Source organism: Alsobacter soli, from assembly GCF_003004785.1.
GTDB classification, from domain to species: Bacteria; Pseudomonadota; Alphaproteobacteria; order Rhizobiales; family Beijerinckiaceae; genus Alsobacter; species Alsobacter soli.
Window position 1 is genome coordinate 1 of sequence record NZ_PVZS01000031.1, and the last position, 24492, is coordinate 24492.

Annotated in this window: 19 protein-coding genes; 8 read left to right on the top strand and 11 right to left on the bottom strand. The window is 68.5% G+C overall.

Annotation, left to right across the window (positions count from 1 at the left end):
• The 3 genes from SLNSH_RS20410 to SLNSH_RS25755 form a co-directional block, all read right to left on the bottom strand.
• Positions 1 to 368 (bottom strand): dTDP-4-dehydrorhamnose 3,5-epimerase family protein (locus SLNSH_RS20410; RefSeq protein ID WP_146140326.1); only part of this gene is annotated, 368 nt, incomplete at its 3' end.
• Between the two features lie 135 nt (positions 369 to 503).
• The gene (locus SLNSH_RS20415; protein ID WP_106339423.1) at positions 504 to 1613 is read right to left on the bottom strand and encodes a DegT/DnrJ/EryC1/StrS family aminotransferase; all 1110 of its coding nucleotides are present in this window, start codon (positions 1611 to 1613) and stop codon (positions 504 to 506) included.
• Complete coding sequence (locus tag SLNSH_RS25755; protein ID WP_106339425.1) at positions 1610 to 2512, bottom strand: WxcM-like domain-containing protein; 903 nt, start codon at positions 2510 to 2512, stop codon at positions 1610 to 1612. Before SLNSH_RS25755 ends, SLNSH_RS20415 begins: the two co-directional genes overlap by 4 nt.
• A 149-nt stretch (positions 2513 to 2661) precedes the next feature.
• On the opposite strand from SLNSH_RS25755, the gene SLNSH_RS20425 reads away from it, so the two are divergent.
• Complete coding sequence (locus SLNSH_RS20425) at positions 2662 to 4104, top strand: MBOAT family O-acyltransferase (RefSeq protein WP_106339427.1); 1443 nt, start codon at positions 2662 to 2664, stop codon at positions 4102 to 4104.
• Here the strand turns inward: SLNSH_RS20425 and SLNSH_RS20430 are convergent.
• A complete protein-coding gene (locus SLNSH_RS20430; RefSeq protein ID WP_106339429.1) occupies positions 4089 to 5675 on the bottom strand; it encodes a hypothetical protein in 1587 nt (528 codons plus the stop codon). The genes SLNSH_RS20425 and SLNSH_RS20430 overlap by 16 nt on opposite strands.
• Positions 5676 to 5854: 179 nt before the next feature.
• Between SLNSH_RS20430 and SLNSH_RS20435 the strand changes: the two genes are divergently transcribed.
• From SLNSH_RS20435 to SLNSH_RS20445, 3 genes are all read left to right on the top strand, one after another.
• The gene (locus SLNSH_RS20435; protein ID WP_158266836.1) at positions 5855 to 7078 is read left to right on the top strand and encodes a glycosyltransferase family 2 protein; all 1224 of its coding nucleotides are present in this window, start codon (positions 5855 to 5857) and stop codon (positions 7076 to 7078) included.
• A gap of 4 nt (positions 7079 to 7082) precedes the next feature.
• Entirely contained in the window at positions 7083 to 8342 is a 1260-nt protein-coding gene (locus tag SLNSH_RS20440) for a glycoside hydrolase family 5 protein (protein WP_158266837.1), read from the top strand.
• 197 nt (positions 8343 to 8539) lie between these two features.
• On the top strand, positions 8540 to 9577 hold the full coding sequence (locus SLNSH_RS20445; protein ID WP_106339435.1) for a glycosyltransferase: 1038 nt from the start codon (positions 8540 to 8542) through the stop codon (positions 9575 to 9577).
• A 72-nt stretch (positions 9578 to 9649) separates the two neighbouring features.
• Here the strand turns inward: SLNSH_RS20445 and SLNSH_RS20450 are convergent, their stop codons facing one another.
• The gene (locus SLNSH_RS20450) at positions 9650 to 10552 is read right to left on the bottom strand and encodes a glycosyltransferase family 2 protein (protein ID WP_106339437.1); all 903 of its coding nucleotides are present in this window, start codon (positions 10550 to 10552) and stop codon (positions 9650 to 9652) included.
• A gap of 47 nt (positions 10553 to 10599) precedes the next feature.
• Positions 10600 to 12186 carry an FAD/NAD(P)-binding protein gene (locus SLNSH_RS20455; RefSeq protein ID WP_106339439.1) on the bottom strand — a complete coding sequence of 529 codons (1587 nt, stop codon included), beginning with the start codon at positions 12184 to 12186 and terminating at the stop codon, positions 10600 to 10602.
• A gap of 211 nt (positions 12187 to 12397) precedes the next feature.
• Between SLNSH_RS20455 and SLNSH_RS20460 the strand changes: the two genes are divergently transcribed.
• On the top strand, positions 12398 to 13750 hold the full coding sequence (locus SLNSH_RS20460; protein ID WP_106339441.1) for an O-antigen translocase: 1353 nt from the start codon (positions 12398 to 12400) through the stop codon (positions 13748 to 13750).
• A 30-nt stretch (positions 13751 to 13780) separates the two neighbouring features.
• On the opposite strand, the gene SLNSH_RS20465 is transcribed toward SLNSH_RS20460, so the two are convergent.
• The gene (locus tag SLNSH_RS20465) at positions 13781 to 14770 is read right to left on the bottom strand and encodes a glycosyltransferase family 2 protein (protein ID WP_106339444.1); all 990 of its coding nucleotides are present in this window, start codon (positions 14768 to 14770) and stop codon (positions 13781 to 13783) included.
• Between the two features lie 86 nt (positions 14771 to 14856).
• Entirely contained in the window at positions 14857 to 15855 is a 999-nt protein-coding gene (locus SLNSH_RS20470; protein ID WP_210202550.1) for a hypothetical protein, read from the bottom strand.
• 166 nt (positions 15856 to 16021) lie between these two features.
• Here SLNSH_RS20470 and SLNSH_RS20475 point away from each other — a divergent pair, with 166 nt between their 5' ends.
• The gene (locus tag SLNSH_RS20475; RefSeq protein ID WP_210202551.1) at positions 16022 to 16780 is read left to right on the top strand and encodes an acyltransferase; all 759 of its coding nucleotides are present in this window, start codon (positions 16022 to 16024) and stop codon (positions 16778 to 16780) included.
• Positions 16781 to 16871: 91 nt separating this feature from the next.
• Positions 16872 to 18149, top strand: a complete 1278-nt coding sequence (locus SLNSH_RS20480; protein ID WP_106339450.1) for an O-antigen ligase family protein — start codon at positions 16872 to 16874, stop codon at positions 18147 to 18149.
• Positions 18150 to 18152: 3 nt separating this feature from the next.
• On the opposite strand, the gene SLNSH_RS20485 is transcribed toward SLNSH_RS20480, so the two are convergent.
• Complete coding sequence (locus tag SLNSH_RS20485; RefSeq protein WP_146140327.1) at positions 18153 to 19487, bottom strand: glycoside hydrolase family 16 protein; 1335 nt, start codon at positions 19485 to 19487, stop codon at positions 18153 to 18155.
• A 28-nt stretch (positions 19488 to 19515) separates the two neighbouring features.
• Entirely contained in the window at positions 19516 to 21798 is a 2283-nt protein-coding gene (locus SLNSH_RS20490; RefSeq protein ID WP_158266838.1) for a Wzz/FepE/Etk N-terminal domain-containing protein, read from the bottom strand.
• A 133-nt stretch (positions 21799 to 21931) separates the two neighbouring features.
• Between SLNSH_RS20490 and SLNSH_RS20495 the strand changes: the two genes are divergently transcribed.
• The gene (locus SLNSH_RS20495; protein WP_106339454.1) at positions 21932 to 22906 is read left to right on the top strand and encodes a glycosyltransferase family 2 protein; all 975 of its coding nucleotides are present in this window, start codon (positions 21932 to 21934) and stop codon (positions 22904 to 22906) included.
• Between the two features lie 19 nt (positions 22907 to 22925).
• On the opposite strand, the gene SLNSH_RS20500 is transcribed toward SLNSH_RS20495, so the two are convergent.
• Positions 22926 to 24368, bottom strand: a complete 1443-nt coding sequence (locus tag SLNSH_RS20500) for a lipopolysaccharide biosynthesis protein (protein WP_158266839.1) — start codon at positions 24366 to 24368, stop codon at positions 22926 to 22928.
• Positions 24369 to 24492 lie beyond the last annotated feature (124 nt).

The following is a 24492-nucleotide window of genomic DNA, read 5'->3' on the forward strand; positions in this document are numbered from 1 at the left end:
GTGCAGAAGCCGTGGGCGAAGCCGGCCGGAATATAGAGCTGCTCGCCTGCATCCGCGTCGAGCCGCACGGCCACGTGGCGTCCGAAGGTCGGCGAGGAGCGCCGCAGGTCGACCGCCACGTCCAGGATGGCCCCGGCCAGCACGCGCACGAGCTTGGCCTGGGCGAAGGGCGCGAGCTGGAAATGCAGCCCGCGCACGGTGCCGGGATGGACGGAGAAGGACTGATTGTCCTGGACGAAATCGTCCGTCACGCCCGCGGCCGCGAGGGAATCGCGGCGAAAAGTCTCGGCGAACCAGCCGCGGTCGTCGCCGTACCGGGCGGAGCTGATCAAGAGGACGTCCGGGAGATCAGATCTTTTCACAATCATCATTGCTGGAGGTCCTCGATGCGAATTGGAGCGCGCCGCAATTGGCGAGCTGGTTCGCCCCCCTCAACGGAACTGGAGATGACGGCCGCTGGCGCTGTGAAGGACACGTGAGTTGTGGCCGCGACGTCCTCGGCGTCAGCCATCAAGGACACCCGAGGCGATGATCTCCTTCATCACGTCAGCCACATTGTGGGCGTCTTCCACGCTGAGGTGTGGGCCCATGGGGAGACTCAGAACCTGATCCGCCATCCGCTCCGCGATGGGCAGTGCGGCAGTCGCGTAGGAGCCATAAGCGCGCTGCCGATGCGGGGGAACGGGGTAGTGGATCAAGCTGCCGATGCCGCGCGCCTCAAGGGCGCGCATCAGAAGATCGCGCCTGGGGTGGCGCACCACATAGAGGTGCCACACCGGATCCGCGAACCCCGCCGACGAGGGCAGGATCAGTCCGGTGTCGCGCAGCCGTTCCTGATAGACCGACGCGATCTCTCGACGGCGTTCATTCCAAGCATCCAGATGCGGGAGCTTCGCGCCCAGGATGGCAGCCTGCACGGGATCCAGGCGGCTGTTAAAGCCGATGACGTCGTTGATGTAGCGCTGCCCCGAGCCGTAGTTGCGCAGGCGTCGCAGTTCCGAGGCCAGGCGCTCATCATCCGTGGTGATCGCGCCGGCGTCCCCCATCGCGCCAAGGTTCTTGCCCGGGTAGAAGCTCCACGAGACGAGGTCGGAGTGGGCGCCGACCCGGCGGTTCTTGTAACGGGCTCCATGCGCCTGGGCCGCGTCCTCGAGGACGCGAAGCCCATGGTTGCGCGCGACGGCGTTGATGGCGTCAAGGTCGGCGGGCTGCCCATAAAGGTGAACCGGGATGATGGCGCGGGTGCGCGGCGTGATCGCGTCCTCGACGCGGTCGGGATCCAGGTTGAAGGTGTCTTCCCGCGGCTCGACTGGAACCGGCTTCGCCCCGGCATGCGTGACGGCCAGCCATGTCGCGATGAACGTGTTCGATGGAACGATGACCTCGTCCCCTTCGCCGACGCCCAGGGCGCGCAGGCTGAGGTGCAAGGCGTCGAGCCCGTTCGCGACGCCAATGCAATGGGCCGCGTCGCAGTGGCGGGCGAACTGGTCTTCGAACGCCTCCACCTCCGGCCCGCCGATATACCAGCCTGACCCGAGGACCCGCGCGACGGCTGCGTCGATGTCGTCCTTCAGCTCGGCGTAGGCCGGCTTCAGTTCAAGAAACGGGATCATCCGAGCTGCACCTCGCGCAGAAATTCCTGGTAGCTCCGGATGTAGTCCGCTGGATCATAGTATTCGGAGGCGAATGCGACGAGAACCGCATCCGGAGTGTACTTGTAGTGTACGCGCCAGACCATCGGCGGCAGGTAGATGCCCAGATCCGGCCGGTCCAGGCGGAATTCCTGTCGGGCGCGGCCGTCGTCGGCCACGACGGAGCAGCTGCCCGTGACGCAGACGAGAAGTTCCTGGCATTGCCGATGGGCGTGCTCGCCCCGCGTTTCGACGCTCGGCACCCCGAAGACGACGAAGTAGCGCTTGACGGCGAAGGGCAGGGTGCGCCCGAACTCGCCGACGCTGAGGCTGCCGCGGATGTCGTTGATCAGGGGCAGCTGATGGAGCGTGACGCCGCGGACCGACGTGGCCGTCGCCCCCGCGCTTGTCGCCGGGGCCGCCTCCCGGACGGTGTCGACGTAGCCCGTGATCCGCGCCGGATTGCCGGAGACGACGGCGAAGGCCGGGACCGAGTGCGTCACGACCGCGCCGGCGGCGACATGGGCGCTGGCGCCGATGGTCACCCCGGCGAGGATGACCGCGCCGGCCTCGATGACGGCGCCTGCTTCGACCAGCGTGGGGCCGCTCGGCGACGCCTTCGGGCTGGCCGAATCCGGCGCCGCGAACGTCACATTGGGACCGATCCGGACGCTGTCGGCCAGGGCCAACGGACCGAGCAACCGTGTCCCGTCGCCCACCGTCGCCCGGGAGCCGACCCGGACCGCGCGATCGACCAAGCAGTGGCTGCCCACGACCGCGCCCGCGCCGATCTGTGCGTCCGGGCCGATCAGGGTGAAGGCCCCGACTGAAGCGGTGGGGTCCACGTAGAGGGTCTGGACCTCCGCTGTGGAGTGGATCATTCGGGGCTCCTCGGCACGACGAAGGAACCTTAACGAGTAGCTGCGCTACTGAACAGAGCGAGGCTTAGACGTGGTTTAAATCTCGTGGGCCTCGACGGGGGCCTTCCTATGGTCTAGTCGAATCCGGCGCGGTCGCGGCGAAATCCTTCATGCAATTCACTTCGTTGACTTATGTTTTCGTGTTCCTGCCCTTCGTCATCGCGGGTTGGATTGCGCTGAGACGCACGCCTTTCGCCAATGCGTTCATCGCGGCGGCGAGCCTTTATTTTTACGCCTCGTCTGCGCTCTGGTATCTCGGGCCGCTCTTCGCGACGGCGCTGCTCGACTACGTGGTCGGCCAGAAGGTGCACGCGACCAACGACGAGCGCAGGCGCAAGACCCTTACCGCCGCGAGCATCGTCGCCAATCTCGGCTTGCTAGGTTATTTTAAGTACGCGCCATGGCTGACCAGCAAAGCCTCGGTCGTCCTGGCGCATTATGGCCTGTCGATCCCCGTCGTTGCGGTGGGGCTTCCGCCGGCGATATCTTTTTATACCTTTCAGTCGATGAGCTACACGATCGACATCTGCCGAAGAGAGTTCAAGCCCTACCGGTCGGTGGTCGATTATCTTTCGTTCGTGACCTTCTTTCCGCATCTCGTCGCCGGGCCCATCATGCGGGCGCGCGACCTTCTCCCGCAACTGGCCAAGGACCGCAGCCTGCCCTCGGCGGACCAGGTCGGCTCGGCGCTGTTTCTGATCCTGTTCGGACTGTTCCAGAAGCTCGTGGTGGCCGACAACGCCGCCTTGCTCGTGGACGCCGTCTCGAAGGCCGCCAGCCCTGGAGGGCAGGGCGTCGCGCCGGGGATGGGCCTGATCTTCGCCTATGCCTTCGCCGTTCAGATCTATTGTGACTTCGCCGGCTACTCCAGCATCGCGCGCGGATCGGCCCGCCTGCTCAACGTGGAGTTGATGCGCAATTTCGCCACGCCCTATTTCGCGACGGGACCCTCGGACTTCTGGGGACGCTGGCACATCTCCCTCTCGACCTGGCTGCGCGACTACCTCTACATCCCCCTCGGGGGCAACCGGGGCGGGGCTTGGTCCACCTACCGCAACCTGATGCTGACGATGGTGCTCGGAGGGCTGTGGCACGGGGCGGGCACCATGTTCCTCGTCTGGGGGTTCTGGCACGGCTGCCTGCTGGTGCTCTACCGCGTGTTTCCACTCGACCGGTTCCTGAGCCGCGCCGGGCGGTGGGGCAAGGTCGCCGCGCAGATCCTGTTCTTCCATCTGGTCTGCGTCGGCTGGATCTTTTTCAGGACCACGGCGGACCAGGTCGGCCCGATCTTCAGGTCGATCCTGCACATGGGCCAATTGGCGTCCGAGTCAGCCCTGCGTCAGGCCTTCCTCGGATCCTTGTGGCTCCTTGTGCTGGTCTGGACGCCGATGCTGGTGATGGACTACGTGGCCTGGAGGCGGGGAGGGGAGTTCACCGACGTGTTCCCCCGCCTTCCCACAGCCGCCAAGGCGTTCCTCGCCCTGGTGCTGTTCTACGCCATCGTGTTTTTCGCGCGCCGCCAGGCGAGCGAATTCATCTACTTCGCGTTCTGATGCGCCGCGTCTTCGCGGAAGGTGGCGCGCAGCATCTTGAGTTCCGGACCCCTGGCGCTGGGCGAGAGTTGCGGACCCGGCCACTGCGCCTTCCCCCGCGTGGAGACCAGGATTTCGAGCCAGCCGCCGTAGCGGGCGGCCGCGGCCGGGATGCGCCAGTTCAGGCGGGGGCGGCCGTCCACGAGGTCGTCGGGCAAGCGTTCGCAGGGCTCGCCGAACACCGAAAGGGTCGTTGCCGCGCGCAGGTCGTCGGGAACATCGCGCGCGAGTTCGACCGAAATGTCACGGGCCGCACGATCTGCGCGCGCGAACAGGAGCGCCTCGTCGCGCCCAGCCCGGATGGCGCGATAAGCCCCGTCAGGGCCGGAGGCCGCAGGGGCCAGGCCGTAAGACGGCGTGTGGGCGTCCATCTCGATCCTCGGCACGGTTGTCCGGGGATGGCCGGGCGCCGCCGGAGGCGTGCCGAACCGCGACGCCGCCTCGCGAAGGATGGCGGCGACCCGCAGCGAATTCTCCCGCACGTAGGGCGTGGCCACGTGCTCCAGAGCCGAGAACCGATTTTCCGGCCAGATGGGGGCCGTGGCCACTGTGACCTCCGGGTGGAGGGCGCCGTAGTCCAAGAGTGATTGATTGAGCTGTTGCAGGCGCTCGCCGACCGCTCCCTGGGCGTACACGTCCGCGACCGGCGCCCCGATGATGACGAGATGGGCCTCGTGGGTTTCAGCGAGTTCCCGGTAGGCGTCGAACACCCGGTAGGCCAGAGGCCTTCGGACCAGATGCCGCCAGTCGAACTCATAGTCCGTGCGGGGATTGCGCTCGCCCACCTGTTCCATGAGCGCACGGTCGCTGACCCCGCTCGTCCCCGGGACGATGGTGCGCAACCACGAGGCAAGCCCGCCCGACACGTCGCCTTCCTGGTCGTGTTCGCGCGTCCAGCCGCCGCTCTCGGCGACCATGGCCTTCGCTTCCGGATAGCGCTTCAGGTCGTCATAGGGCCGTCCGCCCGGCCAGGATGCATGGCCGTAATAGGCGAGATCCGTGACCTGGCGACGCCAGCCCAGCGTGGGCAGCCGGAACAGCGCGTGGAAGCGGCTGTTGTACTCGCGCCAGATATCCTGGTCGAGCAGGTCCTTGGCTTCCACGTACTCCTTCACCGGCGAAACCCGGGGCGTGAAGTGAAGCACGAGGAAGCGGACGCCTGGATTGTTGTCCAGAAGGCGCCGGGCGACGCCAAGATAGCCATAAAATCCCTGGTTCCCGAACGCGCTCGCGTTCAAGTAGCGCATGCCCGGGAATTCGGCCTCGACCAGGGGAGGCTGGACCCCGTGCAGGCCGGAGCTGTCTCCGACCTGAATCACCGACGGCTCGTCGTGGCCGTAGAGCCGCATCTTCTCGTCGAGGACCACCCGCGTCGGCGGCTCGTTCTGGCGGTAGCCGAATTCGAGGAAGTTGCGCCGGTCGTCGACCCCGGTGGGCGCGAGCAAGGCGACAGCCGCCTCGATGGCCACGAGCCCGAGGAGAGCCAGGCCGACCCACGCGACCGGATGTCTTGGATGGATGGCGGCCTTCAACCTGTTGTCCTGCTCGCACCAGCGTCTTGCACGCAGGCGGCTCAACGCCGCCGCCGATGGGGCCAGCCTAGCAGGCTGGCCCGTGTGCAGGTAAGAGGACGAAGCATGCTTTTGCCGTGCCGATGGGAGAGGCTTGTTTCAAGCTTAATCCGAGGACGGCGCGAACCGCGGGTGAGCCCTTGTCTGAAACCTCCGTCGAGGCGGATCCGCTGGTCTCGGTCCTCGTGGCTTGCCGCGATGTCGCGGCCTATATCGACGAGGCGCTCTTGTCGGCCCGTGGGCAGACCGTCGCCGCGCTGGAGATCCTCGTGGTCGACGACGCATCGCGCGACGCCACCGCAGACAGGATCGGGGCCCATGTTCGCGCAGATCGCCGGGTGCGGCTCATCCAGGGAACCGGGGACGGACCCGGGGCGGCGCGCAACAGGGCCCTCGCGCAGGCGCGGGGAGCATGGGTCGCGGTTCTGGACGGCGACGACGCCATGCATCCGCGCCGGCTGGAGCTGCTCCTCGGGGAAGCGCAGCGCTCGGGGGCGGACATCGTCCTGGACAACATGCTCGCCTTCTGGGAGGGCGGGGCGGAGCCGCCCTCGCTCGTCATGTCGGGCGGCCCGTGGCTGGCTCCCGCGGATATCGATCTCGCACGCTACATCGAGAACAATCCCATGCTGACCGGGGATCCGGCGCTGGGCTACCTCAAGCCGCTGCTTCGCAGGAGCAGCCTGGTCGGAGGTGACGCAGGTGTCCGCTACGATGAGCGCCTGCGGATCGGCGAGGACTACGATCTGGTCGCGCGCCTGCTCGCCGCCGGGGCGCACCTGCGCTTCATCCCTGCTCCCCTCTATTTCTACCGCAGGCGGGGCGGCTCGACCTCCCACCGCCTGCGCTCCGAGGACGTGAAAGCCCTCCTGGCGCAAGCGCGCGAATTCGACGAGGTCGTCGCCGCGGGCCAGACCGAGGCTGCCCGCCAGGCTTCCGCCGACCGGATCGGCATGCTCAAGCAGATCCTGGCCTTCACCGAGCTTGTGCAAGCCATCAAGGCCCGAAACCCGGCCGCCTGCCTGCGCATCGCGGCGGGCGCCCCGGGCTCCCTCAAGCTTCTGGCGCAGGCTGCGCGGGAGGGGCTGGCGCGCCGGTTCGGGGGCAGCACCGGCCCGAAGGAGGAACGATCCGCCGAAAGGCTGGAGCTCGTGCGGGCCCCCCACGACGGGCAAGCCGGGCGGCTGAATGCGCCCGCGCCGGGCGAGCTGGAGGCGTGCTCGGCCGCGGAGCTGGAGGCGCTGGCGCGCTCCTGTCGGTTCGCCCGCGAGATCGTCTGCGAAGACGCAGGCCTCGCAGACTTCTTGCCCTATGCCACGCTGTCGGGCGCCCAGGCCCGGTCCCGCACTGCACAGGGCGGGTGACACGATGCTGACGCGTCGCGAGATCCTGGGCGCCGTGGGAGGACTCGCCCTTACCCTGGCGAACCCGGGTCCCGGACGGGCGCAGGACTCCGCCCGCGTCAGCGGGCCCGCATTCGTCGGCGCGGACGGGTCCCCGTTGAAGCTGAAGGGCATCAACCTGGGCAACTGGCTGGTGCCGGAGGGGTATTTCTTCGGCTTCAACGAAAACGCCAACAGCCCGCGCGACATCGAGCAGGTGGCGGCGGAGTTGCTCGGGCCGGACGACGCCAAAGCCTTCTGGGACGCCTACCGCGACGTCTTCGTGGCCCGAGAGGACATCGCCCTGATCGCCAGGCTCGGCTTCAATCTGGTGCGTGTGCCGCTCGATCACCGCTTGTTTCTTGTCGACGCGGCGCAAGGGCCGGTCGACGGTCCCGGCTTCGCCTTGCTCGACCGGCTCATCGCCTGGTGCCGCGCCGAGGGGATCTTCGTCGTTCCCGACCTTCACTGCGCTCCGGGCGGCCAGACCGGCACCAACATCGACAACAGCTTCGCCTACCCCTTCCTGTTGAAGAGCGAGCGCAGCCAGGCTCGCGCGCAGCTCTTCTGGGAGCGCATGGCGGAGCGCTACGCGGGCGAGCCCGCGATCCTGGGCTTCGACCTTCTGAACGAGCCCGTCGCCAATTTCCTGAGCTACGACGTCCCCGACCTGCAATCGCGGCTCACAGCCCTCTACGGGCGCCTCGCGCAGGCCGTGCGGCGGCACGACGCCAATCGCATCCTGTTCATGACGGACCGAGCCGCCTTGCGCGGGCTTCGCGACCCGAACGTCGCCTTGACCTTCCATCTGTACTGGACGCCCGATGTCGGAGAAAATTGGATCTCGGAGCCGCTCAAGTTCCGGGAGGAGACCGGACTGCCGCTCTGGATGGGCGAGTCGGGCGAGAACACCAGCCAGTGGGTCGCGCAGTTTCGGGGCCTGCTCGAAAGGCACGACATCGGCTGGTGCTTCTGGCCCTACAAGAAGCTCTTCGATGAGCGGGCGGTGGTCACCGCGGATCCCCCGAAGAGCTGGCCCACCATCGCGGCCTATGCACGCGGGCCGCGTCCCTCGATGTGGGCCGTGTTGAAAAGCCGACCCAACCTGGACGTCGCCGCGTCGATCTGGTCTGAGCTCCTGGCCGGCCTGCAACTGTCGCGGTGCGTCCTCAACACGGGCTTCGTGGACGCCCTTGGCCTCGACGCCGGCGGAGCCGCACATCAGCTCGTCCGAAAAGTCCGATGATGAACCGCAGGCAAAGCCGCCTGGCCGGTTGAAAGCCGATCAAATTGGAGCGGACGTGGCAAGTCGTCACTCAGGGTTCTCGTCGATGATGACTGCCACATGGCTTTCGGGCATTGGGCGAGGGCCCCGTCCGCCGGGCGCACTTTGTGTCTGCTGCCACCGGTGTTAAGAAGAACTGGGGACGAGGGGCGTCGGCGATGGGATTTGAGGGGCGTGATCCTGAGGCGAAGTGGGAGCGCTATGTCGCTCCCGGCCGCGTGACCGTCATTGTCCCTAGCTACAATCATGCGCCGTTTGTCGCCGATTGCCTGTCCAGCATCGCGACCGAAACCTATCCCGACCTCGAAGTGGTCATGATCGATGACGGTTCGCGGGATGGGACGTTCGAGGCGGCGCAGGAGTGGCGGCGGCGCAACCCCGGCGCCTTTTCAGCCTTTCTTCTGCTCCGGCAAGACAACCAGGGGCTGCTGAAGACCCTGAACCGGCTGGTCTCGCTCGCGAGAGGCCAATACATCTGCCTCCTGGCGAGCGACGACATGCTTGTGCCCGGAGGCATCGAGGCGCGCGTGCGCGCGCTTCAGGATCATCCGCGGTGGCGGGTCGTGTTCGGCGACTGCTCGGTGGTCGACAATGCGGGCAAGCCGGCCCTGGCCAGCGGCTTGGCCGATCTTTACGGGGCCGACAAGCGCGCGCTCGCCGACCCGCACGGCATCGAGACCGAGCTCGTCTGGCGCTGGAGCGTGCCCGGGCCCGTGCTGCTGGCCGACCGGCGCGTCTACGAGGATCCGGACGGCTATGGCCCCTATCCGGAGGACGTCATCGTCGAGGATCGGGACTTCTATCTGAGCGCGCTCTCGAAGGGGCAGCTCGGCTTCGTCGATCGCCAGGTCGCCGTCTATCGCCTTCATGGGAGCAACGCCTCCTCGGTCCGCGAGGGTCTGGTCCGGCGCCAGAACGCGCGGTGCGAGATCCGTCGCGCCCGGGCCTTTTCGGGCTGGTCTCGCCTGGGCCTTTACCTGAAGGCGGTCTCCTCCCTGGTCGAGGTGTCGACGAGGGACCAGGCCGGCGCCAAGCACTGGCTGCGCCGCATCGTCATGCGCTTGGACCGGGACCTGAGCCGTTGGATCCTGCGGCGCAACTCGGAACGTTGCATGGTCACGTCGCAGCCGCTCGCGGCGCCCCAGTCGGCCGCAGCCCTGAACGCCCTGTGCGTCCCCGAGCGCGAGGCGCCCTGAGGGCCCGTGCGGGCCACGGTCTGCGCGTCGCGGCCCGGCCTCGAGTGACGCGCCGCGCGGCCCAATGGCCATTCAGCGCTTCGGGCTGCCGTCCGGAGGCGACTTGGCGAACAGGAGCGCGCCGGCGAGATTCTGACGGATGCGGGTGGCGTGGCTGAAGCCCAGGGCCGGATTGAACTTATGGCCCCCGAACGGCTCCCGCAACGCGTTGCGCATGTCCCAGTAAATGTTCTTGAGCAAGGCCGGCGACGTCAGCACATGCTTGGCGTAGAACGCGCCGTCGGACTGGTTGTACACGCGATTGAGCCTGGCCACCTCGTCGGCGGTGTTGCGGCCGTGATGATGGTAGATCACCAGGGTGGGGTCGTATCGAACCGGGACGCCGAGCTTCCAGGCGCGGAACAGATAGTCGGTGTCCTCTGCCGCGCCCACCGGGGTGCCGGGCCCGAAGCGCGTGTCGAAATATCCGACCCGCTCGATAACCGGCTTCGGGATGGTGAAGTTGCAGCCGTGGAGAAAGCCGCCCGGAAAGGTCGGCAGGGCGAAGTCGGACGGCTCGGGATCCGTTTTCACCGTCATCGGAAGGTCGTCGGGATCGCCGAGCTCCAGCCGGCCGCCCCGCAGGGTGGGGACGGCGTCGGCCGCGTGCGCCTGCGCAACCGCCTCAATGTAATCGGGCGCGAGCCGGCAGTCGTCGTCGGTGATCGCCACCACATGGCCAAGCGCCTCGCGCATGCCGCGGTTTCTGGCGCGGCACCCGCCCTGCACCGGCTCGTCGAGCACCCTGACGGGGAAGGCCGCTTGCGCCGCCCAGCTTCTCGCCACGGCGGGGGTGTCGTTGGGGCTGGCGTTGCAGACCACGATCAGCTCGACTTTCACCTCGGGCGCATGCCGGACCGCCGCTGCAACCGAATCCAGGCAGGCGGCGAGCGCTTTCGACCGATTGTAGGTGGCGATGACGATGCTGACGTCCATTGCGGGTTTGGCCTGACGTTGGAGGATGCGGAGGTCGCCCCCGGCCTTCAGGCCGGCTCTGGCGCCGGCGCGTGCGCCTCGAGGAGGCGTTCGGCCATGGCGCCCGCCAGCGGTTGGGCGATGGCGTGGATCCGGCGCACGTTCTCGACGTGCCAGTACCGGGCCGCTTCGTTGAAGACGCCGCCCAGCAGCGGACCGCACACGAAGAGGTTGGAGCTGGCCTCGTATGTGGGGCCGACCATGACGCCTCGGCCGGTCGGATTGACCTGCGCCAGCCCGCTGCGAACGAGGTCGGCCAGCAAGGGGTGGCTCGATTGCGCGCTCACGCCCTCGAAGCCGGCGCAGTTGATGACCGCCGCGAAGGACAGCGGATGCGTGGTCTCGCCACGCTCACGTCCAGGGCGGTAGACCAGTTCGGCCCGGCCGCCCCCGGTGGCGCCAAGGCGCACCAACTCGCCTGCGGTGAGCCGCACGATGCCGCGCGTGATCAGGTCCTCGGCCGCGTCGCGGTATTCGGCGCCGGCGCGCCGGATCAGTCGCGTGAACCGCATGCCGTGAACGTGATGGAAACGCCGCTGTTCGGCGTCGTCCAACGACTCCAGCAGCGTCCCGATCACCTGCCCGAGGTGGTGGAAGGTGTCACCGAGCCGCATCTCGGCGCCGATCTCCGCGACGTCCTGCTCGGCGGCGGCGATCACGTCATCGGCGGTGGCGCTGGCGGAGCCGGCGAGCGCCTCGAGCCGTGGGAAGGGCGGCGCCTGGAAGCGGTCCCGGCTCATCCGGTGGGGCAGCGAGCCGCCCGTCGAGAGCACGACGACGGAATCGAATTCGGACCACGCCTTGCTCCGCTCCAGGAGATACAGGAGCTCCAGGGAGGTGGCGTTGGAGCCGACCACGAGGAGGTTGCGCTCGCCGGCCGCGATCCCCGACATGGTCGCCCGAACACGGGCGAAGTTCGCGTCCAGACTGGGCTCGTAGGCGTTGTTGACGTAGACGCCGCCGGACGATTCAAACGCCTCCGACCCTGCGAGCCGAGAGTAGGGTGGGCTGCCGACCGCCAGCAGGATGAGCGCGCTGGCGAGTTGCGAGCGGCCCGCGCCCGCGCGGTCGAGCTCCACCTCGAAGCAGCGGGATCCCTTCCGGACCGCCAGGGCCTCGCCGTTGATGAGCTCGACGCGCGCCAGGCCCTGGCTTTCGCAGTCGGTGACCATGGACGCGAGTTTCGCCTCGGCGAATTCGCCGTAGAGCACGCGAGGGATGTACATCTCGTCCCAGTCGCGCGCCGAGATGGCCTGCGCGTTGTGCTCGAGCCAGGCGCGGGCGGCCGGGCCGCCGAGCATCGCCATCCGGCGGGACCATTGGGGGTGCTCTCGTTCGAGCCAATCCACGAACTCGTCACGCTCCTCGGGAGGAACGAATTCGCCGAGCGTGGTGATGATCAGCGAATTGACGGAGGAGCGGCTTCCATAGGGCAGCCCGCGCCAGAATTGCGGGTTCTTCTCCACCACGCCGATGCGCAGGGTCCGTCTCTGGGCGGAGCCCTGGCGCAGGCGGCCGAGCAGGGCTTGCAGGGTCAAGGTGCAGGCGATTCCGCTGCCGAGAATCACGACATCGAACATCTCGTCGCTGCGCATGCCAGGCTCCAATCCACGTCAAGGGCTGTTCTATCGGAGGAGGGCTCTGATGCAACGCAATTCAGAATCTATCCTTTCCAGGGCGCGTCTGATGAGCTTCAGCGTCGGCTTAGCGCCCTGAGCTGGGCAACATGTCGCTTGCACCCCCGAGCCGACATGACGGATCGACCGTGATCCGCTATGCACCCCTCCATCGCACGGGGAGGCGCGCTTGAAGGACATTCGCGACGCAGGGCGCGCGCCGGTCACGAACTGGAGGACGGCGGGGCCCGCGGTTCGTCATTTCGCAGGACGCCTGTGGCGGTCCTACATGATCCGGGCGATTGGCATGTCCGGCGCGCTAACCGTGCTGCGCGTGCTGACGGGCGTCGTCACCACCAAGGTCGTCTCGGTCTACGCCGGGCCGGCCGGTCTGGCCCTCATCGGTCAGCTGCAGAACTTCGTGACGCTGGCGTCGACGGCGGCCGGAGCCGGCATCGGGCCAGGCATCGTCAAGTTTGTCGCGGAGTTCCGCGACGACCTGGCCAGCCGTCGGGCCGTGACCTCGACGTCGCTGTGGCTGACAGCCTGCTGTTCGGCCGTGGTCGGTCTCCTGGTTCTCCTGTTCGCGCGCCCCTTGTCCGCGGCCCTGCTGCTCGACGGCGGCTACGCGCCCCTGTTCGCGATCTTCGCCCTCACCTTGTTTCTGGGGGGCGTCAACGGCGTGATCAGCGCCGTGCTGAATGGCCTGATGCACATCGGGCGGCTCACGGTGCTCGGGCTCGTGGGCAACGTTGTGTCCGCCGGCCTCACCGTCGCCCTGGTGTTGCATTGGGGCGTTTACGGCGCACTCCTCGCCACAGTGCTGAGCCCGATGGTGGGTTTCCTGCTGAGCTTCGTCTTCGTCGTGCAACGGCGGTGGCTGGCCTGGGACGACCTGGCCGGGCCTTTCCACACGGAGTGGCTTGGCAGGCTTTCGGGCTTTTCGCTCATGGCCTTGGTCGGCGGCGCCGTCTCGCCCGTCGCGCTCCTGATCGTGCGGTGGTGGATCTCCAGCACGTTGTCGCCGGCGGAGGCCGGCTACTGGCAGGCGGTTTACCGCGTGTCGGAGATCTACCTGCAGGTGATCACGATTCCGCTCGGCACCTACTACGTCCCGAGGCTGTCAGCCGTGGCGGACAAGCTCGGCCTGCGCGCCGAGATCCTGCGCGGGACGGCGATGCTGCTGCCCCTGGCGGTCGCGTCGGCCTGGCTGATCTATGCCCTCCGCGACGTCATCGTGCATTCGCTGTACTCGGTCGATTTCGCGGCCGCCAGCGAGCTGTTCGCGTTCCAGCTCGTGGGCGACGTGCTGAAGATCGCGAGCTGGCTGTTGTCCACCATCATGGTGGCCAAGGCCATGGTGCGGCTCTTCGTGATCACCGACATCCTGTTCAACGCCAGCTATGTCGTGCTGGTGGTGGTGATGACCTCCGCCTTCGGCCTCCGCGGCGCCAGCTATGCCTTCGCCGCCAACTACGCGGCCTATCTGGTGCTGATGGTGTTCCTGTTCCGGCGGGAGATCGGTTTGGGTCGACGCTCCTGAGGCCGGCATCCACCCGAGCCCATAGCGCGTTCAGCCCTTCGCGGCTGCCTCAACCGTTCCGATCAGCAGACGGGGTTGCGCCGGGGCGGGCGGCCTGGCCGGCCCGAGCTTGGCCCGCAGGGTTTCACGAAGGACATAGGCGAAGACGTCCGCTGACCTGAAGACTTCGCGCGCGACATGGGCCCAGTCGCCGCGCCGGCGCGCGTCCAGGGCGCGCCGATGGCTCAGGTTGCGGAGCGTCTGGCGGCGGTGCCGCTCGAAGGCCGCCTTGGCGCCCGGGTCGAGCGGCGCCGACAGGACCTCGTCGTCGTAGCGAAGCACGGCCGCAAGGTCCTCGGCCCCGTGGACATGGCTCAAAGACGTGGGATGGACCACGGCGACGTAGCCGCAGGCGCTGACCAGGCGAAGCCGCGCCCCTTTTTCGAGCGCGCCGGCGTAGAGGGCGAAGTCCTCGCCGAGCCGCATGTCCTCGCGGTAGCGCAGGCCGTGCTTGTCCAGGAAGGCGCGGCTCATGAGCGGCTTGAGATAGCCGAGCTCGCGGCGTTCCTGGCCGGGCTCGGCGACATTGCCGCGCACGAACCCCGCCAGGTCCAGGGTCTCGAGGACGCGCGCCTGGCTTTCGGCCAGCCGCGCCGCCGCCGTGGCGGGGGCGCCGGGGGGAACGATGATCAGGTCGTCCGCCGCGAGGACGCCTTCGGCGGCGAAGGGCAGGAGCCGCTCCAGCCGGCCCGGAAGCAGGTAGTCGTCGGCGTCCAGGACGCAGACATAGGCGCAGGCGCTCTGGGCCAGCGCGAGGTTGCGCGCGCCGCTTGGGCCGCGGTTCACGTCGAGCCTGTGGAGGCGCAGGCGGCCGGTGCCGTCGTCCGCGCGTCTCGCCGCCGCCAGCGTCTCGTCCGTGGAGGCGTCGTCGACGACGTGAACCTCGCGCGCGGGCTCTTGGGCGAGCGCGGAGGCCACAGCCTTCTCGATGGTCGGCGCGGCGTTCCGCGCCGCGATGATGACGGCCACGTCCATGGTCATGTCGGCAATCCATCCTGTCCGCCATCTGGCGATCTGGCGCGCGACCGCTGCGGCGCGCCGGCCTTTCTGTACGGGCCTGATCGCCCTCAATCAGCGGGGGTGGCGTGAGCCGCGCCCGGCGCCGGCCGGCCGCGGGGCAGGAAGGAGTAGGTCGCCTGCTCCGCGACGGCCAGGTCGAGGCCATACAGGGCGCGCACGTCGATGGCCATGCCCTGCCGCCACAGGTCGAGGAGCTGCTCGACCGAGAAGGTGCCGAGCGTGGGATTGCTGAGCTCCGTCTGCACCATGTTGGCGTGGATGCAGGCGCAGGTCGCCTTGTCGAAGCACAGGCCCGGGCGCGCCTCGAACAAGGGGACCAGCTGCTGCATCGCGGCCTCCAGCGAGTTGGGCGCCCGGAAGGGCAGGGCCCGCAGCATGGCCAGCAGCTCGAGGCGCCCGTACATGAAGCCGGAGAGGCCGAGCGGGAAGGTCCAGTCGCTGAACTCCGCCCCCTCCCAGCTGAACTCCAGGAGCCCATCCCCGACCGGGCGCAGCGGCGGCACGGTGATCGGCCGCTGGAGGACGGTGCTGTAGGTCAGGTCCCGGCCTCGCGACAGCGACAGGATGTGGGAGGCCGAGTCGATGGCGCGCAAGGCCGCTCCGTCGAGCGGCTCCTTGAACACCATGTCGTCGACGAACATGACGACCTTTGCGGCCTCGGCTCGCGCGACGAACTCGATCAGCTGGCTGCGGAAGTCCGTCTCCGGCAGGAAGGCGATCTCGGCCGGGAGTTCCCCGGCCGCGGCGCACAGCTCGTCGTAGGCGGCCTGGTGCGCGGCCGTGCTCGCCCTGTAGAGCACCGTCAGGGCCGGCGGCGACCGCACCTGCTCGCAATAGGAGGTCAGGAAGGCGTGCAGCTGCATGGCCCGGTCCTTGGAGAAGACCACGGCCGCCACGTCCGCGCCGCCCGTGCCGAGCTCCGCGAGAAGGCGCGACGTGAAGGCGTGCTGCGCCTCCAGCTGGGCGGTCGGGCGCACCGTCTTGCCCCGCCGGGCCCAGGCCGCCTCGGCCACGCCGCCAAGTGTCTTCTTAATCGAATGCAGCATCTCGCGTCCGTTTCCCGCTTCCTCGCGCCATGTGGGCAGGATAAGTCCTAAGCTTGCGTTTCACGAGCCGCGTCCGGTGGCGGGTCCCTGGCCGCGGCGAGTTGCGGTGGCCTGCACGTGGCCCGATGATCATCGGGATTCGCGCCAACGACATGAGGTAGCTCCCTTGGGCGGCATTCACCCCACGGCCGTGGTCAGCAGCAGGGCGCAGGTCGCCGACAGCGCGTCGGTCGGGCCGTTCACCATCATCAACGACGACGTCGTCGTCGGCGAGGGAGCCGAGGTGGGCAGCCATTGCGAGCTCGGGGTGGCGACGTCCCTCGCCAAGCAGCCGCGCCTGGTGATCGGGCCCGGCTCGCTCGTCCGCTCGCACAGCCGCATCTACCAGGGCAGCGACTTCGGCGGGGGCCTGACGACCGGCCACGCGGTGACGATCCGCGAAAACGTCGTGGCGGGCGCGCGCCTGCAGCTTGGGTCGCAGTCGATCCTGGACGGCGACTGCGTGCTCGGCGACCACGTCCGCATCCACACCAACGTCTTCGTGACCAAGAACTCGGTCGTCGGCTCCTTCGTGTGGATTTTCTCCTCCGTGCTTCTCACCGACGATCCGCATCCGCCGAGCCACTTGCGGCTCGGCGTGACGATCCACGACTTCGCCGTGCTGGCGGCGGGCTGCGCCGTGCTGCCTGGCGTCGTGCTGGGACGAGGCTGCCTAGTCGGGTGCCGCGCCCTCGTCACCAAAGACGTGCCCGAAGGCATGGTGGCGGTGGGCGCTCCCGCCGAGTTGCGCGGGCCCGTCTCGGCGCTCCCCCGCCGGGACGGCAGCGGCGAGCCCGCCTATCCGTGGACGGCGCATTACCACCGCGGCTATCCCGAGGAGGTCGTGCGGGACTGGGTCGCGGCAGCGGGCCGCGACTGCCCATGAGACGAGCCGGGCACCTGCATATGGGTGGCGGGTTGACTCGCTGGCCGCGCTTGGGTCTACCGGAGGTCTGGTCGAGGAGCGCCCGAAGGCGATGAGCTATGCGATGGCCCGCAGGCGGGCGCGGCCCCGGTGGATGCCGTCGCTGGAGACGGTTTGCCTGCTGGGCTCGATCACCTGCCTGATCTTCGTGCCGCATATGGGCAATGTCGCCGCGGCGGGCTTCGTGGGCGGCACCCTCGCCTTGCTGGCGCTGTCGCGCACCAATCCCCTGGAGCCCTTCTTCGCCACGACCGCGCCCTGGCTGTTCACCGGCTGGATCCTGGCGTCCTCGCTCTGGTCCACCGATTCGGGCTTCACCTTCTACGAAGGCCTGCAGTATTTCTTCACCTGCTACGCAGGCGCCGTGCTCGCCCAGACGGTCGAGCCCCGGCGCCTGGTCGCGGCCATCGCGGCGGGATCCCTGCCGGCCCTCGTCATGAGCGCCACCAGCGGGATCTACGGCGTCGACGAGCGCGGCGTGGTCTCGCTCGTCGGCATCTTCAATTCCAAGAATTTCCTGGCCTATTACGCCACCATCGGATTGCTCGCGTCCCTCGCCACCCTCTGCGATCGGCGCCAGCCCTTGCCGCCGCGCCTCGCGGCGGCCGCCACGGCGGTCGTCGCCGTCTACATCATCCTGGCGGCCCGGTCGCTCGGCACCCTGGTCGCGGGCTTCATGGCGGCGGGGGTCCTGCTCGGGCTCGTGTTCATCTTCCGGCTGTCGGTGCTGGCCCGTTCGCTGATCATCGCCATCGGCCTCATGGCCGGGCTCGCCGTGGCGCTCGCGGGCGTGCTCTACACCGACCAGGTGCTCGAACTGCTCGGCAAGGATTCGAGCCTGACCGGGCGCTCCTTCCTGTGGGCGCGAGGCTGGCAGTACATCGAGATGCGGCCGGTCTTCGGGACGGGCTACTACAACTTCTGGAAGCAGGGCTCGGTGGAGGCCGAGGGGCTCTGGCGGCAGATGAACATCGGCTCCCGCACGGGCTTCCATTTCCACAACATCTTCATCAACGCCGGCGTCGAGCTGGGCTATGTCGGCATGGCCCTGATCACCGTCATGGTGCTGGCGGCCTGGCGGGGCATCATCAAGTGGCTGGCGCGCGATCTCGCGCCCCATACCGCCTTCTTCGCCGCCTTCATGGTCTACTCCCTGCCCCGGCTCTTCATCGAGGTGGACATCCCCAGCATCTACGGCTGGGGGCCGGTGCTGATCTTCTACATCTGCACCCATGCGGGCCTGCTGCTCAAGCGCGCGGCCGATCCTGACATCGGCGAGGCGCTGTCTGCCAGTCCCATGCACGGAGCGTCTTTGTCGCGTCGGCCGTGAGCCTCACTTGCTGTAGACGCGCACCCAGTCGACGAGCATCTCGGACGGAAAGGGCGTGCTGGCGTCGGGGTCGCCGGGCCAGTATCCGCCGACCGCGAGATTAAGGATCATGTAGGCCGGCTTGTCCATGACCAGGCGCCGCGTCTCGAAGACCTGAGCCCCGTCCAGGTACCAGCGGATGACCCCGGGCTCCCAGCCGACGGCGTAGACGTGGAAGTCCTTGGAGAGGTCGGCCGCCGCGACCTCCTTGCCCTCCGACTTGTGCTCGCCCTTCTCGTCGTTGAAGTGGTAGGTCGTGAAGAAGCTGGTCGGCGGCGACTTCGGCGCCTCAAGGATGTCGATTTCCGGCGGCCAGCGTCCGTCGACGGGCAGGAGCCAGAAGGCCGGCCACAGGCCCTTGCCGGACGGCGCCTTGATGCGGGCGGCGAAATACCCGTAGAGCTGGCCGAAGCTGTTGAGCGTGGCCACCATGCCGGACGTCACGTCCATGACCCGCTCATGCTTGGGGCAGGTGACGGTCTCGCGCTTGGCCGCAAGCCGCAGCAGGCCTCCCGACACGCTCACGTTGCGCTCAAGATAGCATTGCCGCTCGCCGTTGCCGGCGAGCGTCCGGTCGCCCCAGGCGAAGGTGTTGGCCCAGGCCTTGGTCGAGAGGCTGGCGCCGTTGAACTCGTCGTGGAAGGTGAGGCTCGTGAAGCCGAGCTGCCTGGCGTGGTCGTCGTTGTAGGCGGCGCCATCCAGCGGGTCGGCGGTCGTGCTTCCGCCGCGCGGGGCGTTGTTGGCGGCGTTGGTGGACGCGGGGCGTTCGGGGGCGTCGGGCGGCGGCTTCACGTGCAGCACGCCGACGTCGTAGGCCTTCGTCTCCTCGCCCACGCCGACGCCCTCGCGGGGCTTGAGGTCGAGGCGCGCGTCATAGCCCTGGAGCCGGGGATCGAACAGGCCCACCCGGATGCGGTAGTCGCCCGGCTTCATGTCGACCGGCAAGGTGAGGACGCGCCGGTCCTCGACGCCGCCGCGCCACATCGCCGTTCCGGGCGCGGGACGGTGGTCGGCCTGGAAGCGCGCCATGGCCCCGTCCTCGCCGATGAAGTGCACGAAGAGCGCCAGATCGCGCCCCGGCGCCTGCTCGACGTCGAAGGCGAAGACGAGCTCAACCCGCTCGCCGGGCGCGCCCTCCACCCGTTTCGGCCGGGTCGGGAGGACGGCGACCTTGCCATCCGGGGCGGCGATGGCCGGGGCGGGAGAGGGTTGCTGCGCGGGCGCCGGGCCCGCGAGGCCGGCCCACAGGGCCGTCGCGGCCGCGGCCAGGGCGACACGGGAAGGGCGCGTTTTGGACATCGATGCTCCGGGGGCGACCGGCGCCTGATCAGGCGCCGCGCACGTAATGGGAGTGATAGGCCGAGTGATAATACTTGGCGTAGGCCGTCGAGTAGCGCTTGGCGGCGCGGACATCGACCTTGTTGAGCACGGTTCCGGCGATCTTGCCTTGGGCCTTGTCGGAGAGCAGCCCCAGCGCCTCCGACAGGATCGTCCGATCCGTCTGACCCCACTCGACCACGACCAGGAACTTGTCGACGAGAGGCGCGATGGCGCGGGAGTCCACGACCGGGATCAGGGGCGGCAGGTCGAGGATGATGACGTCGAACGCGTCCTGGAGGTTCTCCAGCAGCAGCTTCATGGACGGCGAGCTCACGACGTTGTCCGTGCTGCCGAGGCGCGCCGAGTTGGCGCAGGGCAGGAAGGCGTAGCGGCTCCAGCCCCCGACATGGAGCAGGTCCCGGACAGGCTGGCCGGCGAGCGCCTCGAGCAGGCCCTGCTTCGCGTGCCGCGTGAGGGCATGGCTCAGGGCCGGCCGGCGCAGGTCGCAATCGATCAAAAGGCAGCGATGGCCCGACTGACCGACGATCTGGGCGAGGTTGCTGGCCACCATGGTCTTGCCTTCGCCGGGGATGGAGGAGACCACGCCGACGACCATGCACTTGCCCGGCACCCTCTCCATGTCGAGGTTGACCTTGATGGCGCGGATGCTCTCGGCGAAAGACGAGAACGGGTCGTCGAACGCGTGGCGCAGAATGCCGGCCTTGAAGGCCACGATCTTGCCGCTCTGGTGCTCCGCGTTCGGGACCTGCCGGTAGGCCGGCGCCTTGTGCACCAGCGGCACGGAGGAGAGGCATCCGAGGTTGGTCGCGCTCTCCAGTTCCGCCGGCGTGTGGAAGGAGTGGTCGCGCATCATGCGGACGAGGCCGACGCCGACGCCGAGCAGTCCTCCGAGCACCCCCGCCATCGCCATGTAGAGCGTGGTCATGGGCGAACTCTTGCGCTGGGGGGGCAAGCCCGGCGTGATGAGGCGGGCCTCGGGGATCGGGAAGGTCTGCTGCTGCGAAGCTTCAGTGTAGCGCTGCAGGAAGGTCTCGTAGAGGTTGTGGTAGACCTGCGCGGCGCTTTCGAGTTCGCGCAGCCGGATCTGGGCCTGGCGGACCTCGCCGTTGTTCTGGACGAGGTCGCTCATCGACTTCTCGAGCGAATCCTGGCGCGCCTTGGCGATATCGAAGTCGCTCTTGAAAGTCTCCGAGATGCGCTGCAGCTCGTCGCGGAGCGACTTCTGCACCTGGCCGATCTCTTCGCGCAGGCTGACGACCGCCTGTTGCTGGGCGCCGTAGCGGCGCGACCACTCGGCCTCGCGGCGGCGCAGCTCCAGCAACTGGCCGCGCAGCTTGCTGACCACCTCGCTGCGCAGGGCGTCGGTCACCGTCGCGTCCGGCACGTCGCTGCTGAGGACCTGGACGATCCGGTCGAGCCGCGCCTTGGCTTCGGCCGTCTGAGTGCGGGCGAGGATCAGCTGGCTGTTCAATTCCGAGATCTGCTGCTCGATCATCGAGCCGCGGTTCGTGTCGACGATGTTGTGCTGGGACTTGTAGTCCTGGACGAGCCGGTCCGCGGTCGAGCTCTGCTCCCGCAGTTCGTTGATGCGGTCCTGCAGCCAGATGCTGGCGCGCTTCGTGGCCGCGTATTTCGACTCGAGCTCGTCGGTGATGTAGGCCTCGGCGATGGCGTTCACCACCTGGGCCGCCTTCGCGGGCGTGAAGGCCGAGTAGGTGATCTCGATCACGAAGGTGATGCCGACGCGGCGCACGAACAGGTTGCCGGCGATCGACTCCATGATGTCGCGCTCGACGTCCGGCTCGCCGGGCGGCGCGCTCGGCAGGATCAGCCGGCTGACGCTGGCGATGCCGTCCGAGATTCCCCCTTTGATCTTGTTGAGAAGGGACGATGGCGGCCGGACGAATTCGGGATCGTGGACGAGATCGAGCTTGCGAATCGCCGACAGGATGACGCTGTTGGATGCGATCAGTTCGACTTGGCTCTCCGCGGCCGAGCCGGCGGTGGCGGGATCCGAGGCGGGCTGCGCCTGCTGGCTGGCGACCTGGACGCGCTTGCTGTCGATGAGGATCCGCGCGGTGGACGAGAACTTGGGCGGGGTGGTCGCGGCCACGCCAAATCCCAGGAACGCGAAGGCCAGCGCGCATACCGCTATAACGGAAGCGTTGCGCTGGAAGAAATCAAGAATCGCGCTGAGTTCAAACAGCGTGCCTTCGCTGGAGAGGGCGCTCTCGGCGTATTGCGGAACGCGCCCGGGTCTTTCCAGCATCATTAGCCTCGTTCCATCTTTCGCTTTGCAACATCGTTCAGTTCGGGCCAGAAAGCAACCTTCCGAGGCCCATCATGGTTTAACGGCTTGGCCGTAAATCGCGGTCCATTTTCTTGGAAGTCCGGACGATCCCATGACGCTTTTTAATTCCCCCGTCACAATCGTCATGCCTGCCCTGAATGAGGAACGCTACATCGAGACGGCCGTCCGCACGCTCCTGTCGGGTGTCGGCGACCTGGACTTCGAACTGCTTGTCATGGATGGGGGCAGCACGGACCGCACGGCCGAGGTGGTGGACCGGCTGGCGCGCGAGGAGCCCCGGATCAGGCTGGTCCACAACCCGAAGCGGCTCCAGTCCGCCGCCGTGAATTTGGGCGCGCGCATCGCCGCCCCGCGCTCGAAGGTCCTGGTTCGCGCCGACTGCCATGCCGCCTATCCGCCCGGCTTCCTGCGCCGTTGCGTCGCCGCCCTGGAGGAAACGGGCGCGGCTTCCGTGGTGGTGCCTATGCTGACGCAAGGGCGCACCTGGTTCCAGCGCGCCGCTGCGGCCGCGCAGAACAGCCTGCTCGGCAACGGCGGGTCCGCCCACCGCCGCGCCGGCGAGAGCGGTTTCGTGGAGCATGGCCACCACGCCGCCTTCCTGCGCCAAGCGTTCCTGGATCTTGGCGGCTACGACGAGAGCTTCACGCACAACGAGGACGCCGAATTCGATCACCGGCTGACCCGCAGCGGACGGCGCATCTGGCTCGCGGCCGACCTCGCGATCCATTATTTCCCCCGCGCGGACCTGAAGGGATTGGCCCGCCAGTACTTCAACCACGGCGCGGGCCGGGCGCGCACCGCGACCAAGCACCGCACGCCCTTGAAGATCCGCCAGCTCGCGCCGCTGGTGGTGTCCCTGACCGTTGTGCTCGGCCTGGCGCTTGGCGTGCTGCTGCATCCCATCTTCCTGGCGCCCGTGGCCTTCTATGCGGGATTGTGCTTGTCCTGGGGGCTTGCGACCGCCCTGCGCACCGGCGACGGAACCGTGGCCGGCATGGGGATCGCCGCCATGGTCATGCACCTCGCCTGGGCTTGCGGCTTCGCCAGCCAGATCATCCGCGAGTGAGGCTGACCGCCGCACCGGGTCAGGCGCCCTTGGGCTGCGTGGGCGCGGCCTGCAGGCTGCGGATCTGGTTGGCGAGGTCGCGCCATCCCGACAGCGCGACGGCGCAGGCGTAGGCCGCCCCACCGGCCAAGACGCAGGCAATCAACTGCGGCAGAGGCGCGAGCTCGACCTGACGCGTCAGGGCCACGGCGCCCGCCATCACGATGGCGCAGCCGACGGATTGCCGCAGGGCGGCCAGCATCGCGCCGGGCCGCATGCCGACGGCTCGGGCCGACGACGCGAGGAGGGGGACGCCGACGAGCAGCGTGGCGCTGAGCAGCCCGGCCGCCGTCCCTGTCAGCCCGAACCAGACCCCCGCGCCGACGCCGGCCAGGGTAGCCCCGGCCAGACCCAGGGCGTTGCGGAACTGCAGGTCCGCCCGGCCTATTCCGAGCAGGACGGCGGACGTGACGGCGAAGACGCACAGCACGAAGCTCACAGGCGCGAGCATCGCGAGCGGCGCGCCGACCGCGACCCATTTCGGCCCGAGCACGGCCTCCACCAGAAGGTCGGCGGTCATCGCGAGTCCGGCCGCGAGCGGGGCGACGGCCAGCGAGACGCCCGACAGCGCGACCCCGTAGAGCCTGACCCTCTCGGCGCGGCTCCCGGTCCGGGCGATGGCGGGAAAGATCACCATGAACAGCGGGCCTCCGACGAGCATCTCGGGCAGGCGGATGATCTGGTAGGCCATCGAGTAGACGCCGAGCGGGCCGACGCCCAGGGCGCGACCGACGATGAGGTTGTCGAGGTTGCGGGCGAGAAAGTCGGCGATGCGGCTGCCCAGCGAGTGGACGCCGAAGGCGAGGTGTGGCCGGCAGCGGGCGGCGTCGAAGCGCAGCCGTGGCGTGAAGCCCGCCTGCCACGAGACGATGGCCAGCTTCACGGTCCAGGCGCAAAGCTGCTGGCCGACAAGCGCCCACGCGCCCCATCCCGCATAGGCGCCGCCCACGGCCACCAGGGCCCCTGCCGCGGTCGAGCCGACGTCCCCGGCCGCGAAGGCCGTGAACCGTCCGGCGCTGTGCAGGCGCGCGTTGGGCACGGTGACGAGCGCGCTCATCACCACCACGGGCGCGAGCGCCACGATGAGGGGCGCAAGCTGCGGCTCGGAGGCGAGCCAGGCGAAGGGCGCGCTCAGGAGCGCAAGGCCGCCCGCGAGCGCGAGGGAGAGGGCGAGGGTTAGCCAGAAGATCGTCGACTCGGTCGTGGCGTCGAGCTCCTTCTCGCGAACCAGGGCGCCGCCAAGCCCCGCGTCGGCCACCAGATTCGTGACGAGCACGAAAGGCATGGCGAGCGCCACCAGGCCGTAGGGCTCGGGGCCGAGCAGCCTGGCCAGAACGGGAAGCAGGACGAGCTGCGCGCCGATTCGGAAGCCGTTCGAGCCGGCGAGGGCGAGCACCGACTTAACGGCGTTGGGAATTTTCATGAACGTGATCTGGCCCATGCCTGGGAGGAGCGCGTAAGAGACATTGTCGTCGGCCGACCGGGATGGACCTCGTAGGGGTGACACGGCCGGGGAAAGCCTGACCATGGCGGTCGGGCGTTCCCCG

Bases quoted from the DNA above. Each gene is read 5' to 3' on its own strand.
- SLNSH_RS20495 (WP_106339454.1), top strand. From the start codon at position 21,932: ATGACGCTTTTTAATTCCCCCGTCACAATCGTCATGCCTGCCCTGAAT.
- SLNSH_RS20450 (WP_106339437.1), bottom strand. From the start codon at position 10,552: ATGGACGTCAGCATCGTCATCGCCACCTACAATCGGTCGAAAGCGCTC.
- SLNSH_RS20440 (WP_158266837.1), top strand. From the start codon at position 7,083: ATGCTGACGCGTCGCGAGATCCTGGGCGCCGTGGGAGGACTCGCCCTT.
- SLNSH_RS20425 (WP_106339427.1), top strand. From the start codon at position 2,662: ATGCAATTCACTTCGTTGACTTATGTTTTCGTGTTCCTGCCCTTCGTC.
- SLNSH_RS20465 (WP_106339444.1), bottom strand. From the start codon at position 14,770: ATGACCATGGACGTGGCCGTCATCATCGCGGCGCGGAACGCCGCGCCG.
- SLNSH_RS25755 (WP_106339425.1), bottom strand. From the start codon at position 2,512: ATGATCCACTCCACAGCGGAGGTCCAGACCCTCTACGTGGACCCCACC.
- SLNSH_RS20415 (WP_106339423.1), bottom strand. From the start codon at position 1,613: ATGATCCCGTTTCTTGAACTGAAGCCGGCCTACGCCGAGCTGAAGGAC.
- SLNSH_RS20485 (WP_146140327.1), bottom strand. From the start codon at position 19,487: ATGTCCAAAACGCGCCCTTCCCGTGTCGCCCTGGCCGCGGCCGCGACG.
- SLNSH_RS20455 (WP_106339439.1), bottom strand. From the start codon at position 12,186: ATGCGCAGCGACGAGATGTTCGATGTCGTGATTCTCGGCAGCGGAATC.
- SLNSH_RS20500 (WP_158266839.1), bottom strand. From the start codon at position 24,368: ATGAAAATTCCCAACGCCGTTAAGTCGGTGCTCGCCCTCGCCGGCTCG.
- SLNSH_RS20470 (WP_210202550.1), bottom strand. From the start codon at position 15,855: ATGCTGCATTCGATTAAGAAGACACTTGGCGGCGTGGCCGAGGCGGCC.
- SLNSH_RS20445 (WP_106339435.1), top strand. From the start codon at position 8,540: ATGGGATTTGAGGGGCGTGATCCTGAGGCGAAGTGGGAGCGCTATGTC.
- SLNSH_RS20490 (WP_158266838.1), bottom strand. From the start codon at position 21,798: ATGCTGGAAAGACCCGGGCGCGTTCCGCAATACGCCGAGAGCGCCCTC.
- SLNSH_RS20480 (WP_106339450.1), top strand. From the start codon at position 16,872: ATGAGCTATGCGATGGCCCGCAGGCGGGCGCGGCCCCGGTGGATGCCG.